This is a genomic window from Nostoc sp. DSM 114167 (assembly GCF_052692655.1).
In genome coordinates, this window is the sequence record NZ_CP195116.1 from 5,838,406 (window position 1) to 5,853,972 (window position 15,567).

The following is a 15,567-nucleotide window of genomic DNA, read 5'->3' on the forward strand; positions in this document are numbered from 1 at the left end:
GCTGCTGTTAGCAGTAATACACTCATCAAGCGACCTACTGGGTATTGCCTTAGTTAGCAGTATCAAACTAAATATGAACTTCTGTTAACTAGTATAACAAAATATTCACAAATCTGAGATGATGGCATATTAATGCTTTAGTACATCCTGTGTCACTGATACCCTAAATATCCGAGTAATCATTTGTAATGAATCCTTACACTATCCTTAATCAGACAGGACTTCAGCGTGTTAGTGATGGCATAACCCGCCCCCTACTAGAAAATTGCGAGCCTGCCTCATATATCCTTGTTTTAGTCTGGCCCCAACTTGGGGATTTTGATAGTCTTGAATATGCGTGGTGGTTACAGCGCGAAGCTAAAAAATTGTCAGATGAAAAACTCGCTATTCGTGCAGTGGGAATTGGTAATCGCGCCTCTGGAATAAGATTTTGTGAATATACAGGATTTCCACCGGAAAATTTATTTGTTGAACCTGATGGAGAACTACATCACCAACTCAAACTTTATTCAGGTCTCAATTTTTCTTTCCCTGGACTTTCTCCTGCTCAGAAAGCTTGGCTAAATCTAGTGTTAATGTGTGCAGGCTTTGGAAGTCCTGGAACACTAAGAGAAGTTTTTCGGGGATACAGGGGAGATCGTCAAGCTCCTCAACTCATTGAAGATGATGAAATTATTCAAGGTACTCCTCTACCTGCTTTTAAAGGCTCGTTTTTCCAATTAGCTGGCGGAAGTGGGTTTCAACGTCCCTTTGAATTGGCTACTCTACGGCTACGGAATATGGTTGAAGTTCTCAGCAATTGGCATACTTATGTACCTAATTCTGCTTACTTAACTCAGCGTGGTGGAACTTTTCTGTTTGATACCAAAGGCCAGTTACTTTACGAACATCGAGATCCAGGAATTCTAGGTTTTGCTAGTAATATGAGTCGTCCCCTATCATTTTTATCCTCGATCGAAACGGAATTAGCTGGGCTTGGGAATCAATTTTAATCTCTGCTGTAGTTTTACAGTATCAACATATTTGAAAACCTCTTCAATAAGATTATTGGCTTTTTTTGTATGCTTAAATAAAGTGTTCTATCCCGATCAATCGTAACCTCACTATTTTATCCTGAGCTTGCATCTATTCCCCAATATGATTTTCCTGACGATAGTTACAGATCCAAAGAAGAACTGATAAACCAGTTAGTTTTAGTTATTGGCGTCAGACATCCATTTGTTACCATCTCTAAACGCTTTGTGAAATCGTCTAAATATGCAAAGACAAAGACAAATCGGTTTCTCCTAATTGCTGGTGGGAGGTCACAATCGTCGGATGCAAGGCATCGCAAAATCAAATAAGGAAATATTATTATCAGGCGATTGATGCTGAATCGAGAAGACTGATAACCCAATCTTCGGTTAAAGAAGACAAGTAGTTTGTTGGGATACAAACCGACTGTAGTATGGGGCATCGGTGAGAGTATAATAAGATAAAGCGCATTTTGTCAATCAGTATTCAGAATGAGTTTTGACTCATTAATTCTGAATTATGCTGAAAATTGAGATAAGTAAAGACTTTCTAAAGACGCTTGAATTTCATTTGTACGAAGTGGTCTTCCAGTAGGAAAATAGATAAAGGAGTAGTAACCATCAAGCTATATGTTTGAAATCATGGTGTTAAATCATTTCTTATTAAAAGAGCCTGCTTCGGTATCTCATCAACATTCCGAGCATATCAATCTACTTTTGTAAATCTAAAATCTGCTCTAAAAGAAGCTCTAATGGGTGTAAAAAATAATTCGTAATTGATAATGACGCTTACGGACTCGCTAACGTAATTCGTAGTTGTAATCACTGCTTGCTCTGTACTCTCTTAATTACGAATTACGCATATAGCAAGTAAGGATAGATAAAATGTCATTTATTATGCAAACTTCTGGAACTCTTACTGGTTTAGATATCTTAGTCGTTGAGGATGATGACGATACTCGCTTTTTTATCACTACTGTCTTGGAAATGGATGGAGCAACAGTTATAGCAGTGATATCAGCAGCAGATGCACGCAATGTATTGTCTGAATTGCAACCCGATGTTTTAATTAGTGATATCGGGTTGCCTGGGGAAGATGGCTACACTTTCATCTCCAAATTTCGTGCGCTTAAAGCAAATAAATGTGGACGAGTCCCGGCTATTGCTTTAACAGCCTTTGCTGATAGTGAGGCTCGTATCCGTGCTTTGGAAGCTGGCTTTGACACTCATGTATCTAAACCGATCGCTCCAGAAGAACTAGTTGAGATCGTGGCTAATTTGGTTGCTTCTTGTAATTGGTAATTATTCTCTTCGGTCTTGATAATCTTCAGAAGACTTTGGATCTAACTCCCAGCGATCGCCATCACGATCCTCTAAAATATCGTTGGTATGCAGAAATTCAGAATCAGCCATTTCTAGCCCCACTGCTGCTTCTAAGTCCTCTGTGACATTTTGATCGGGAGTGGAAGTACTACCACCAACAGCTTCATCTCCAACTGCATCTGCATCTTGCCAATAAGCATCAACATCCCCACCAGTCAGTTCAGGACTAGTTTCTGTGTACTCGTCTCTTTCTACTTTTATTGAGCGTCCGCCAATATTGTATCCTGGCAAGTCTTTCACACCAGTACCGTAGGATTCAGTAATCTCTTGTGGCAAATCATTGGTTTTAATTTTGTCAGGATGATTTTTTTCTGCCATGATACTAGCCCTTTTCTGCATTATCAGAATAACGTTTTTCCGTTACAAATTTGTCTAACTAGAGGTGTATAGCTAAGAAAATAATCTATTTCCTGGGTACGACGCAAAACTAGCGATCGCACCATAAGATTGTAGCTATGAATTCATGGTCAAGGAACTTGTAGTTGAAGTTATGAGTGAAAAGTTATCAAACCGAAATTATTCATTGGCGAACTTTTCACTCATAACTATTTCTTGTTTGGCAAAAATAGGCAAACAAAAATTAAATTTTGATGACTAAGTTTAGCATTTAACTCGTGTTCATACTTTTTAAATACATAAATGCTAAACAAACAATTAAACACTCAAACTTATTTGAGTAGTGAAGGCAGATAATATGATTGATAAGTAATTCAAAATTATTTATTAAAAAACTAATCTGTCTGTTTAACTTTTGTTGTAGTTAGTTGAAAGACTAGAGAAGTAAAAACCTAATCCCATTTTATGACTGAACAAAACAATAACTCCGGCAAGAAAAAAGTTGCTATCCTCATTGAACAAGCAGTAGAGGATGCAGAATTTACAGTTCCATATAATGGATTAAAACAAGCAGGAATAGAGGTAGTAGTCCTTGGTTCCCGAATGAATGAAAAATATAAGGGTAAACAAGGCAAACTTAGTATAGAAGCCGACGGTACCACAACGGAAGCGATCGCAGCCCAATTCGACGCAGTGGTGATTCCCGGTGGGATGGCTCCCGATAGAATGCGGCGGAACATCAACACAGTACGTTTTGTCCAAGAAGCTATCCAACAAGGAAAATTAGTCGCTGCTGTTTGTCACGGGCCACAAGTTTTAATTGAAGGCGACTTGCTCAAAGGTAAACAAGCCACTGGCTTTAACGCTATTGCCAAAGACATGATTAACGCAGGCGCAAAATATCTAGATGAGCCATTGGTAGTTGATGGGAATTTGATTACATCTCGCGAACCTGGAGACTTGCCAATTTTTACCACAGCTATATTAAGTCGTTTGGGTTATGGTGGCAAAGATGCGGCATTACCAAATGAAAAAGACACAAGTGTTGAATGGTGGAAGCTGGCTGATGCTTGGGGTGGCTCAACTAAAGGTGAAATCACCAAAGGTTTAAATACTGCCCTTACTGGTGAACGTTATTCGCTAGAAACATTTGAAAACTACTTTGAAAAGGAATCAGATAGCGAAGTAAAATCAGTATTTCAAGAAATAATTGCTAATAAACAGCGCCACATTCAAAAACTGGAAACTTATCTTCAGTTATTGGGTGAAAAACCGTCTTTAGGAGCAAATATTGCTAATCAGTATGCCAAGGTAAAAACTGCCTTGACAGGAAGTGACGATATATATCAGTTACGTTCTGCATTGGGGGATGTGCAAACTGGTATCGGCGATATTGGCAATTTGTGTGCAATGTACACTGACCCAGTAGCAACAGCTATTTTCAAAGAAATTTACCACGATTTATCGAAATACGAACAGCGATTAGTAGAGTTGTATCGGACGCGGATAAGCACTCAGATTCAGCCTCCTAAGCCGACTACAGGAGCTGCTGTGTCAATGTAAGGTTTTTTGAACAAACCGCAGAGGCGCATATTCTTACAAAGAAGCAAGCTACACGTAGCGTCTTCTAAACAAGAACCCAGAGATAGAAAAAAGAGAGTATTTGTGCCTCTGTGGGAAATTTACTGTGATGGAGATATAAAAAAGTGGCCTCAACATCAGGGGATAAATTAAGTACAAACCAGCCTGAAGCTAGTGAAGTAGAGCGTTGGGCATCTCTCATCGGTGGCGGCGCTATGGTACTGATGGGTTTAAGGCAAGGTTCATTGCGGGGAGCGCTGACGGCATTGGCTGGTGGTGGTTTGATTTATCAAGGTGCAACTAAACAAAGTACAATCCAGCAAGCACAGGAAGCAATCGGGATAAACCAACCCATCAAAGTTGAAAAGACGGTAACAATTAATAAATCGGCAGAAGAATTGTATCGTTTTTGGCATAACTTTGAGAACTTGCCCACATTTATGAAGCATCTCAAGTCTGTCAAAGTGTATAACGAAAAACGTTCTCACTGGATAGCCAATGCACCCTTGGGTAACAGCGTGGAATGGGATGCAGATATTCTCGAAGACCGAGAAAATGAATTTATTTCTTGGGCTTCTGTAGAAGGTGCAGATGTTGATAATTCTGGTTTTGTTCGCTTTAAAAAAGCACCAGGCGATCGCGGCACGGAAGTCAAGGTTGTTTTAGAGTATAACCCCCCCGGTGGAGCATTGGCAGCTACCGTAGCTAAACTTTTTGGCGAAGAACCAGAACAGCAAATTGGTGATGAATTGCGCCGCTTCAAAATGCTAATGGAAGCAGGCGAAATTGCCACCACCGAAGGGCAACCCTCTGGACGTAGCTAGTTATTTGTTCTTTGTCCTTTGTCATTTGTCCTTTGTTTAAAGCGAATGACTAATGACTAATGACTAATGACTAATGACTAATGACTAAGGACTAATAATTATGAAAGCAGTCTGCTGGAACGGTGCTAATGATGTGCGGGTACAGTCGGTACCAGATCCGACAATTCTTAACCCGCGTGATGCAATTATTAAAATTACTTCCACGGCGATTTGTGGCTCCGATCTACATATTTATGGCGGCTATATTCCCACAGTGCAACAGGGTGACATTATTGGTCACGAATTCATGGGAGAAGTCGTGGAAGTTGGTAGAGGAGTCAACAATTTAAAAATAGGCGATCGCGTTGTTGTTCCTTCCACAATTGGCTGTGGTAATTGCCATTATTGCCAACGTGATATGTGGTCATTGTGCGATAATTCCAATCCCAACGGTTGGATTCAAGAAAAATTATTTGGCAATATCACCTCAGCTATTTATGGCTACTCCCACATGTTAGGTGGTTATGCAGGGGCACAAGCAGAATATATCCGTGTACCCTTTGCTGATGTGGGTGTCGTCAAAGTTCCGCCAGATTTGCCGGATGAGATGTTGTTATTCATCTCCGACGCTATCCCCACAGGTTATATGGGTGCAGAGTTATGCGATATCCAACCGGGTGATACTGTAGCCGTTTGGGGTTGCGGTGCTGTTGGACAGTTTGCCATGATTAGCGCCTACATGATGGGAGCCGAAAAAGTGATCGCTATAGATCGCTTTCCCGAACGCCTGGAAATGGCGAAAAAGTTTGCCAAAGCAGAAGTGATTAACTACGAAGAAGTTAATGCTGGCGAAGCGTTGAAAGAGATGACTGGTGGTCGTGGCCCCGATGCTTGCATCGATGCAGTGGGGTTAGAAGCACATGGTGTTGGTTTAGAAGACTTCTACGACCAGACAAAACAAAAGCTCAGATTGGAAACCGACCGTCCCCATGTTTTGCGGGAAATGATGGTCGCCTGTCGTAAAGGCGGGACTCTTTCAATTATGGGTGTTTATGGTGGTTTTGTAGACAAAATACCATTGGGTGCAGCCTTTAATAAGGGTCTAACCTTTAGGATGGGACAAATGCATGGACAAAAATATATGCATTCGTTATTGCAGATGATTTTGGATGGAAAACTCGATCCATCTTTTGTTGTCACCCATCAATTGCCTTTAGAACAAGCACCCCACGCCTACCACATCTTTCAACAAAAAAAAGACAACTGTATCAAAGTTGTTCTTAAACCCTGAATGGGGAATAGTCATTCAGTGTTTTGAATTGTACACCTAACATAATCTAATTGAGGTTTTTTATGAATCGAGTAATTTCATGGCTGCAAAATATTCGCATTTCCCAAATCGTTGTAGTTTTCCTCGTAGGATTTATGTTCTTACTGGGTCAGGCTTTTAGCTACACTAACATAGCACTAGCTGATTTAAAAACTCCAGAGGGTATTTATTACAAAGGAGCGCCAAATGAGCAAGGTGAAATTAGAAACGATACCCAAATCAATAATACCCAAAAATCACAAAATCCAATAAAAGGTGCTGTTGATAATATCCGCGAAAAATTAAACTTGGATGAAAAACCTCCTGAAGCTACAAAAGAGTTTTTCGATCCTAGTACAAATAGAAGCGCAGATAAAACTTCATCATATGAAGGAAGTAGAGAAGGTTATTATCGCACTCCTTCTAGTAACTAAATCAGAGATAGCAGCTAAACGGTTAACAAATCTTGAGTCGAATACTTGAATAACTTTTTAGCGGTTACTGAGACGCGATAGTTATTATCGCGTCTCAAAATTAAGATAAATCCTGGATTTATCTTAATACGAACGAGCCAGGAATTATAACTAAGGACTAAATATTATGAAAGCAGTTTGCTGGCATGGAGCAAACGATGTGCGGGTAGATACAGTTCCCGACCCCAAAATTCTTAACCCACGCGATGCCATTGTTAAAATTACTTCGACGGCAATTTGTGGTTCAGATTTGCATATTTATGACGGCTACATTCCTACCATGCAAAAGGGCGATATCCTTGGTCATGAATTCATGGGGGAAGTCGTAGAACTGGGAAGTGCAGTTAAAAATGTGAACGTAGGCGATCGCGTCGTTGTTCCCTTCACCATCTCTTGCGGTAACTGCTTTTTCTGCAATCGGGATTTATGGTCGTTGTGCGATAACTCTAACCCCAATGCTTGGTTAGTAGAAAAACAAATGGGACATTCGCCAGCAGGTCTATTTGGCTACTCTCATTTATTCGGCGGTTACGCTGGCGGTCAAGCAGAGTATGCAAGAGTACCTTTTGCCGATGTAGGCTTGTTCAAAATTCCCGATGGTTTAACGGATGAGCAAGTACTATTTCTAACAGATATTTTTCCCACAGGCTACATGGCAGCCGAGAACTGCAACATCAAACCTGGGGATATTGTCGCCGTTTGGGGTTGTGGCCCAGTCGGACAATTCGCCATCAAAAGCGCATATATGCTAGGTGCAGAACGGGTAATCGCTTTTGACCGCGTTCCCGAACGTTTGCAAATGGCTAAAGAATACGGCAAAGCAGAAGTTCTCAACTACGAAGAAGTGAATATTGGCGAAGCACTCAAAGAAATGACTGGCGGTCGCGGCCCCGATGCTTGCATTGATGCAGTGGGAATGGAGGCACACGGCACAGATTTTATGGCGATGTACGACCAGGTAAAGCAAGCAGTACGTTTAGAAACAGACCGGCCGACAGCATTACGGCAAGTAATAGTATCTGCTGCTAAAGGTGGTCACGTATCACTTGCGGGTGTGTACGGTGGCTTTTTAGATAAAATCCCAATGGGTGCTGCCATGAACAAGGCATTAACCTTCAAAATGGGACAAACCCATGTCCACAAGTATCTAAAACCTTTGCTAGAACACATCCAAAACGGTGAAATCGATCCAACTTTTATTATCACCCATACTTTACCTCTAGAACAAGCGCCCCACGGTTACGAGATTTTTAAGCACAAGAAAGATAACTGTATCAAAGTTGTACTCAAACCGTAATGGGGAATAGGGAATAGTTTTTCAATGTCTAATGCTTAATCTTTACTCTCCAATAGCTAATACCTAACCTTCGATGTTTGATTAAATAATCAAAGTTTAAAAGTAGAAAGAGGCAGAAAATATGTCTGATACAACCGTTATCAAAGTAGACTCTAGCCATTCCCCTAAAGGCCAACTCGGTCAGAAATATCTTGCATCTGGCAAAACCATTTCTATGCGCCTATGGGAAAATGAGGAACCGAACGAACCTAAAGAGCCAACAGCACGGGAATATGAAACTGTTGGTTATGTAATTGCTGGTCGTGCAGAATTGCATATTGAAGGGCAAACGATTTTACTAGAACCTGGGAGTTCTTGGGTAGTAGCAAAAGGAGCTAGTCACACCTATAAAATTTTAGAATCATTTACTGCTGTTGAAGCAACTAGTCCACCTGCTCAAGTTCACGGGCGAGACGAAAACTGATTTGCGATCGCTCCCTAAAAACCTATAGCCGCTTTCAATGACATGGAATATAAAGCATTCGTAGGGGAACAAGAATATTGTTCTCCTTTTTACTGTGCTTTGCAGCTTAGAGGTTGTTTTAAAGTGTTTGGCTGGATTTTATCACATTTCTACCCCCTTAATCCCCCCTTTCTAAGGAGGGAAACAAGAAATCTCTAGTTCCCTCCCCAATATATCGGGGAGCCACTGCGGTCTTCTCCCAAGGGGAGACGCCAAGGGCGATAGCGTAGCGTTAGCGAGTCCGCGAGCGTCTGGGGTTTCCCCAAGTGGAGGAGGCAATGCGGTCTTCTCCCAAGGGGAGACGCCAAGGGCGATAGCGTAGCGTTAGCGAGTCCGCGAGCGTCTGGGGTCTCCCCAAGTGGAGCAACTGCCGTCAAGTGGCGTGAGGGTTAGGGTGGGGTGCAATGACTGGGGGAATCATAACTAATTACCCGGACTTGATATTAATTCTATTTGGAAAATTATAAGTAATACTTATGGCATAAATCTTCTGATAGAGAGACATAACAAGACGAAATTGTATTCTATTAACAATGTCTTTTTAGAGAAAATGCTTTTTGGCAAGCCTGGTTTTCTATCAATAATTTCAGTAGAGATAATTACTCAATATTTTTAACAAAAACAGAATGGAGCGAACAAATGAGGTTTGTCTTAAGACGCCGCAAGCTGGGTCAATTGATGGTCTTCAGCACAGTAGCGGCGACGATCGCTAATTTTGTAGAGAAAGCGGTAGCAGAAACTCAAGTAAAAAAAACTACTCCTATGTTGGCAACTTCCACTTCTGAAACTGTGAAGGTGACGCTACAAGTGAATGGAACACCACATAGTTTACAGATTGAACCGCGTGTTACCTTACTTGATGCACTTCGGGAATATCTAGGATTAATTGGTACTAAAAAAGGTTGCGATCATGGTCAGTGTGGTGCTTGCACGGTACTGGTTGATGGACAACGAATTAATTCGTGCCTGACATTTGCAATTATGCACACCGACGCAAAAATCACAACTATTGAAGGGTTGGAACAAGGAAATAATCTGCATCCGATGCAAGCCGCGTTTCTGTCCCGCGATGCGTTTCAGTGCGGCTACTGCACGCCAGGACAGATTTGTTCGGCAGTGGGTTTGGTGAACGAGGGACACGCCAAGTCAGATGCCGACATTCGCGAACTCATGAGCGGCAATATCTGCCGTTGCGGTGCTTATCCAAACATCGTGGCTGCTGTCCGCGATGTCTTAGAGGGAAAAAAAGATGCAGCCGTTTAGCTATAAAAAAGCAGGACAGGCAGAAAATGCTGTGGCGTTGGTTACTCCAGATGCCCAAGCCTCGTACCTAGCTGGTGGTACTAGCCTCATCGATTTGATGAAGCTGAATGTCCAGAACCCAAGAGAGTTGGTTGACATTAACCCACTCCCACTGAGCAAGATAGAAGTACAGGGTAACGGTGTGCGGATTGGAGCAACAGCAAGCAATAGCGATGTTGCTTATAATCCGCTCATTCAAGAGCGTTATCCGATGCTATCAGAGGCATTGCTGTCTGGGGCATCACCGCAACTGCGAAACATGGCAACAGTAGGCGGAAATTTGCTGCAACGTACCCGGTGTTACTACTTCCGCGATACTTCAATGCCCTGTAACAAGCGCGTTCCCGGTTCAGGTTGTGCGGCAATTGAGGGTTATAACCGCATTCATGCGATTCTTGGCGGTAGCGATCGCTGTATTGCCACCCATCCTTCTGATATGGCGGTGGCAATGGTGGCACTCGATGCCGTTGTGCAAACACGCGGGCCGAGAGGAGAGCGCAGTATTCCGTTGGTAGATTTTCATCTTCTACCTGGCGAAACTCCAGAAAGAGAGACGGTTCTAGAACACGGAGAGTTAATTGTTGCCGTTGATTTACCTGCTTTAAACTTCGCAAGGCGATCGCACTATTTAAAAGTCCGCGATCGCGCTTCCTATGCTTTTGCAATGACATCGGTTGCGGCAGCATTAGATATTCAAAATGGAATTATTCGCTCGGCACGCATTGCACTAGGTGGCGTGGGCACAAAGCCCTGGCGTGCCTTGGAAGCAGAAAAAGCACTTTTGAACAAGCCTGCAAACCAGGCAACATTTCAAGCAGCCGCGGACGCTGCGATCGCTGGAGCTAAACCTCAAAAATACAACGGCTTTAAAGTCGAACTGACTAAACGCACAATTGTGAAAGCGCTGACAACGGTGGGAGGGATGGCATGAATACTGGGGATAAAAATACAGTTGTCGGCAAACCGCTAAATCGAGTTGATGGATACCTGAAGGTGACTGGTGGCGCACGTTACGCGGCTGAGTTTCCGATCGCAAAAATGACTTATGGCGTGACAATTCAAAGTGCGATCGCCAAAGGTAAAATTGCCCAAATCGATACCAAGGCGGCGGAACAAGTACCGGGCGTATTAGCAGTAATTACCCACCTGAACGCGCCCAAAGCTTCTGGAGAAAAGGGCGGCGGTCGCAAGCTGCAAGTGCTGCAAGATAACATTGTCCTGTATAGCGGTCAGCATATTGGTGTTGTGGTTGCCGATACCTTTGAACGAGCAATGTATGCTGCTTCGCTAGTGCAAGTCCGCTATGACGAAGAGAAACCAACCATCAATATGCGGGAAAATCTCACTAAGGCATACTTGCCTAAAGGTAAAATCCCTAGAGAGGAACCGCCCGATTTAGCGCATGGCAATGTCAACCAGGGACTAGCGGCGGCGGCTGTCCGCGTCGAGCAAACCTATACCACCCCAGTAGAAAATCACAATCCGATGGAGCCTCATGCCACAACAGCAGTTTGGCAAGGGGACGAGCTGCTGCTGTATGACGCAACTCAGGGAATCTTTCAGGCTCAACAAAAAGTTGCAGGGGTATTAGGAATTGAGCCTGAGAAAGTCCGCATTATGTCTTACTTTGTGGGCGGTGGCTTCGGTTGCAAAGGATCGGCTTGGTCGCATGTGCCAATAGCGGCGATGGCAGCACGGCAGGTTAATCGCCCAGTGAAATTAGTTTTGGGACGCATACAGATGTATGGGCCTGTGGGCTTTCGACCGGAGACAATTCAACAGGTTTCTTTAGGTGCAACCCGCGATGGCAAATTGACTGCTCTGCGACACACCGGGATTTCGCAAACTTCAACTTTCGATGAATTTATCGAACCTGTTGGTAAAAGCGCCCGGATGCTTTACGCTAGCCCAAATATCGAAACTAGCCACCATCTGGTTCAGATCGATCAAGGAACACCTACCTTTATGCGCGCCCCAGGCGAAGCTTCTGGGTCGTTCGCTTTAGAATCGGCAATGGACGAACTAGCTTATGCACTTAATATCGATCCGGTGGAACTGCGTTTGCGTAACCATGCTGATGTCGATCCTAGTAAAGGACTGCCTTGGTCGAGCAAGTCACTCATCCAGTGCTACAAATTAGGAGCAGAAAAGTTTGGCTGGCAAAAGCGCAATCCTCAGCCTCGTTCGATGCGAGATGGCAACTATTTAATTGGTTGGGGGATGGCGACAGCTACTTATCCTACTAACCGTTCTCCAGCATCAGCGATCGCCCGAATTATGGCAGACGGTACAGCCGTTGTACAGAGCGGTTCGCAAGATATTGGTACGGGAACTTATACTGTGATGACTCAAGTTGCAGCTGAAGCACTCGGTTTACCAGTTGAGAAAGTTCGGTTTGAACTAGGCGATACCAAGATGCCACAAACCCCCGTTTCTGGTGGTTCGCAAACCGCCGCCAGTGTCAGTTCAGCCGTGCATTTAGCGGGAAATCAAGCTCGCAGTCAGCTTTTGCAACTAGCACTTGCCGATCGAAAATCACCCCTTTATAGTTCAAATGCTGAGGATGTGATTGCCGAAAATGGCAGCTTTTTCTTAAAGAATAAATCCTCTGCCAGCGAAACATATCAGGCAATCTTGGCACGGCATGGAAAGAAAATGATTGAAGCGCGTGCAGATGCCAAGCTGGGAGAAGAACAAGAAAAGTTCTCAATGCACTCATTTGGAGCGCAGTTTGCCGAAGTACGCGTTGAGCCTGATTTGGGCGAAGTGCGAATATCGCGCTGGGTGGGAACTTTTGGCGTTGGACGCATCCTCAATGCTAAAACAGCCAACAGTCAGCTGATTGGTGGGATTATTTATGGTATTGGCATGGCGCTAATGGAACACACAGTAACAGACCCCAATCTAGGACGCGTTGTCAACCATGATTTAGCTGAGTATCACGTACCAGTGAATGCAGACGTTCCCGATATTCAGGTGTTGTTTGTCGATGAACGCGATCCACATATCAACCCGCTTGGTGTCAAAGGAATTGGTGAAATTGGCATTACCGGCACTGCGGCAGCGATCGCTAACGCTGTCTATCATGCCACAGGTAAGCGCATCCGCGATTTGCCAATTACCTTAGACAAACTGCTGTAAATATGGCGATCGCAACACTTGTAGAGACGCGATTTATCGCGTCTTGAATTTATAGCGTATTAAAATACCAATCAGTAGAAGACTCAAGATTGATGACCAGTCAAGTAAAATTTGGTACTCTTATCTCGGAATCACTGTAATTACGTCCGCGACCGAGATGAGTAGTCGAACAGCCCGATCCTACGCTTTCTTATCGATTGCAGCAGCAATCATCACTATTGCCCTAAAATTTGGCGCTTACCTGCTAACCGGGTCAATAGGTTTGCTCTCAGATGCTATTGAATCAATTGTAAATCTCGTGGCAGCATTGGTTGCTCTCTGGGCATTGACCTATGCTGAGAAACCAGCCGATGCCGAACACGCCTTTGGGCATTCTAAAGCCGAATACTTCTCCAGTGGTGCAGAAGGTGCGTTGATTATAGTGGCAGCCATTAGCATTGCTGTTGAAGCTTGGGGGCGCTTGCTGCATCCAGAACCATTAACACAGCTGGGATTGGGGTTGGCACTCTCCTTATTTGCAACCGCAATCAACGGCGTTGTTGCCTTTATCTTGCTACGAGCAGGGCGACGGTTGCGTTCCATTACACTCAGAGCTGATGCTCACCATCTGTTTACCGATGTGGTAACTTCGGCTGGTGTAGTAGTTGGAATCTTTCTCGTCAAAGTAACAGGCACTCTCGTACTCGATCCAATTGTCGCCCTGATAGTAGCAGCAAATATTACTTGGACAGGATTTCGTTTACTGCAAGAAACCAGTAGCGCCTTACTGGATGCAGCTTTGCCTAAAAAAGAAATTGACGCAATCAAGAGCATCCTTAACGAGTATCAAGGTCAAGACATCCAGTTTCATGCCTTGCGAACCCGCACTGCTGGAACCCGCCGCTTTGTCTCCTTTCATGTTCTTGTGCCTGGATCTTGGACAGTGCAACAAGGGCATGATTTATGCGAAGCAATTGAGCTGGCTATTGTTCGTGTGCTACCTTCAACCCACGTTACAACTCATCTAGAACCTGTAGAAGATCCAGTTTCTTGGGAAGATTTGGAGTTAGAGCGTTCGAGCAATCAGCAAATGTAAGATATAGCAGGGGACAGGGAACAGGTGACAGAGGACAGGGTTGAAAGTCTCTTGGTGTCTGGTTCTATATTCAGTTTATGTCCTAACCTACCTGGCGACCGCTATATGAAATAAGAGATTAATTGCTGCCGATCGCATCTTTACATAAACTACAATGCCGAATACTGCAAATGCGTAGGCATCGCTAATTTTTAAACTCAATCAAGTTGATTAACTTGCGATCGCTTCCAGCAGGTAGTTACGCGATCGCAACTGTCTTTTTCCGCGAAGGACGCTTGCGGTCTGATTTTTTCTTCAGTCCCACAGCTTGGGCTTGATCGCTATCTGAGCCATATTGCCCGCGTACAACTTCTTTCATCGCTAATACGGCATTATGAAATTCCCACTCTGCTAATCGCGCAGCATCAGCAGCAGCACGGTATAAAGCTAGTTTCTCGGTTTCGGTTTGTTGAGAAATCAACATTGCTTGATAAGCTTCCTGTAAATTAGCAGCCGAGGCATCAGCACGAGTTGTATTGTAAGTGCTGACGGTTTGTAAACCGTGGAATGAGTCAATATCTTGACTAATCAGTTGAGGACGCAAACGGTTTGTTGTATTTTGGGGAGGCATATCTGCATACTTAGTAAGTTGTACATTTAATGTACCCATTACAACAAAAAAAGCTATCAGTAAGATGAAATTTTCAGATAGGGCAAGGTTAGAAAGGATAGTTTAAGATAACAGACCGATGTATTGGCATAACAGACCGATGTATTGGCATAACAGACCGATGTATTAACATAACAGACCGATGTATTGGCATAACAGACCGATGTATTGGCATAACAGACCGATGTATTGGCATAACAGACCGATGTATTAACATAACAGACCGATGTATTGGCATTGCAGACCGATGCAATTACAAAACCGTAAGACGACACTAAAAACCACGAGGAGCATTAAAATTTCTAACACTCTAAAGCTGAAGTGTCACTAGTGGGAATACAATCAAAAAATTATGCAGTTTTTGACCCTGTTGAACAGGGACACCTGTTTAGTGATGTTCCAGCATTGTTCTTAGTAGCGATCGTCCTTGGCTTTTTAGCGCCCCGCAAAGTAGTGTCAAGTACATAAACAGGCTACCCCTACGCTCTATTCTTTACTGTACTTTAGATATGAGGGGGCATGAAAATCGAACCGCAAAGAGCGCAAAGTAAAGATAGAATAAGGAGCGATCGCATCTCTCATAAACTGCAACGCCGAATACTGCGAATGCGTAAGCGTAGCCAGCACTTCGACTACGCTCAGTGACTACCGTAGGCATCGCCGAAACGATGAAACCTCAATCATGCGATTGGCGATCGCTAAT

Annotated in this window: 16 protein-coding genes; 14 read left to right on the top strand and 2 right to left on the bottom strand. The window is 43.6% G+C overall.

The annotated features are described in order from the left end of the window. The first annotated feature begins 188 nt into the window (after positions 1–188). Positions 189–992: a peroxiredoxin-like family protein gene (locus tag NSTC731_RS24815; RefSeq protein WP_445627248.1), complete on the top strand. Its 804-nt coding sequence runs from the start codon at positions 189–191 to the stop codon at positions 990–992. Positions 993–1,898: 906 nt separating this feature from the next. Then, positions 1,899–2,315 (top strand): response regulator, encoded by a 417-nt coding sequence (locus NSTC731_RS24820; RefSeq protein WP_445627249.1) that lies wholly within the window; start codon positions 1,899–1,901, stop codon positions 2,313–2,315. Here the strand turns inward: NSTC731_RS24820 and NSTC731_RS24825 are convergent, their stop codons facing one another. Beyond that, positions 2,316–2,714 carry a DUF6335 family protein gene (locus tag NSTC731_RS24825; RefSeq protein ID WP_445627250.1) on the bottom strand — a complete coding sequence of 133 codons (399 nt, stop codon included), beginning with the start codon at positions 2,712–2,714 and terminating at the stop codon, positions 2,316–2,318. It abuts the gene before it with no gap. 483 nt (positions 2,715–3,197) lie between these two features. Here NSTC731_RS24825 and NSTC731_RS24830 point away from each other — a divergent pair, with 483 nt between their 5' ends. The 10 genes from NSTC731_RS24830 (at position 3,198) to NSTC731_RS24875 (ending at position 14,215) form a co-directional block, all read left to right on the top strand. Continuing rightward, entirely contained in the window at positions 3,198–4,295 is a 1,098-nt protein-coding gene (locus NSTC731_RS24830; RefSeq protein ID WP_445627251.1) for a DJ-1/PfpI/YhbO family deglycase/protease, read from the top strand. 143 nt (positions 4,296–4,438) lie between these two features. Next, positions 4,439–5,137, top strand: a complete 699-nt coding sequence (locus NSTC731_RS24835) for an SRPBCC family protein (RefSeq protein WP_445627252.1) — start codon at positions 4,439–4,441, stop codon at positions 5,135–5,137. 100 nt (positions 5,138–5,237) lie between these two features. Then, a complete protein-coding gene (locus tag NSTC731_RS24840) occupies positions 5,238–6,407 on the top strand; it encodes a zinc-dependent alcohol dehydrogenase (protein WP_445627253.1) in 1,170 nt (389 codons plus the stop codon). A 62-nt stretch (positions 6,408–6,469) separates the two neighbouring features. Continuing rightward, positions 6,470–6,859 carry a hypothetical protein gene (locus NSTC731_RS24845; protein ID WP_445627254.1) on the top strand — a complete coding sequence of 130 codons (390 nt, stop codon included), beginning with the start codon at positions 6,470–6,472 and terminating at the stop codon, positions 6,857–6,859. Positions 6,860–7,025: 166 nt separating this feature from the next. Continuing rightward, on the top strand, positions 7,026–8,195 hold the full coding sequence (locus tag NSTC731_RS24850; RefSeq protein WP_445627255.1) for a zinc-dependent alcohol dehydrogenase: 1,170 nt from the start codon (positions 7,026–7,028) through the stop codon (positions 8,193–8,195). Positions 8,196–8,316: 121 nt separating this feature from the next. Beyond that, positions 8,317–8,658: a cupin domain-containing protein gene (locus NSTC731_RS24855; protein WP_445627256.1), complete on the top strand. Its 342-nt coding sequence runs from the start codon at positions 8,317–8,319 to the stop codon at positions 8,656–8,658. A gap of 678 nt (positions 8,659–9,336) precedes the next feature. Next, on the top strand, positions 9,337–9,960 hold the full coding sequence (locus NSTC731_RS24860; RefSeq protein ID WP_099103683.1) for a (2Fe-2S)-binding protein: 624 nt from the start codon (positions 9,337–9,339) through the stop codon (positions 9,958–9,960). Then, positions 9,947–10,930 carry an FAD binding domain-containing protein gene (locus tag NSTC731_RS24865; RefSeq protein WP_445627257.1) on the top strand — a complete coding sequence of 328 codons (984 nt, stop codon included), beginning with the start codon at positions 9,947–9,949 and terminating at the stop codon, positions 10,928–10,930. The genes NSTC731_RS24860 and NSTC731_RS24865 overlap by 14 nt, the downstream gene beginning before the upstream one ends. Beyond that, positions 10,927–13,140: a xanthine dehydrogenase family protein molybdopterin-binding subunit gene (locus NSTC731_RS24870; protein ID WP_445627258.1), complete on the top strand. Its 2,214-nt coding sequence runs from the start codon at positions 10,927–10,929 to the stop codon at positions 13,138–13,140. The genes NSTC731_RS24865 and NSTC731_RS24870 overlap by 4 nt, the downstream gene beginning before the upstream one ends. A gap of 157 nt (positions 13,141–13,297) precedes the next feature. Continuing rightward, positions 13,298–14,215 (top strand): cation diffusion facilitator family transporter, encoded by a 918-nt coding sequence (locus NSTC731_RS24875; protein WP_445627259.1) that lies wholly within the window; start codon positions 13,298–13,300, stop codon positions 14,213–14,215. A 238-nt stretch (positions 14,216–14,453) separates the two neighbouring features. Here the strand turns inward: NSTC731_RS24875 and NSTC731_RS24880 are convergent, their stop codons facing one another. After that, the gene (locus NSTC731_RS24880; RefSeq protein ID WP_445632166.1) at positions 14,454–14,825 is read right to left on the bottom strand and encodes a hypothetical protein; all 372 of its coding nucleotides are present in this window, start codon (positions 14,823–14,825) and stop codon (positions 14,454–14,456) included. A 369-nt stretch (positions 14,826–15,194) separates the two neighbouring features. On the opposite strand from NSTC731_RS24880, the gene NSTC731_RS24885 reads away from it, so the two are divergent. After that, positions 15,195–15,332 carry a hypothetical protein gene (locus tag NSTC731_RS24885; RefSeq protein ID WP_445627260.1) on the top strand — a complete coding sequence of 46 codons (138 nt, stop codon included), beginning with the start codon at positions 15,195–15,197 and terminating at the stop codon, positions 15,330–15,332. Positions 15,333–15,383: 51 nt separating this feature from the next. Continuing rightward, complete coding sequence (locus NSTC731_RS24890) at positions 15,384–15,509, top strand: hypothetical protein (RefSeq protein ID WP_445627261.1); 126 nt, start codon at positions 15,384–15,386, stop codon at positions 15,507–15,509. The last annotated feature ends 58 nt before the right edge of the window (positions 15,510–15,567 follow it).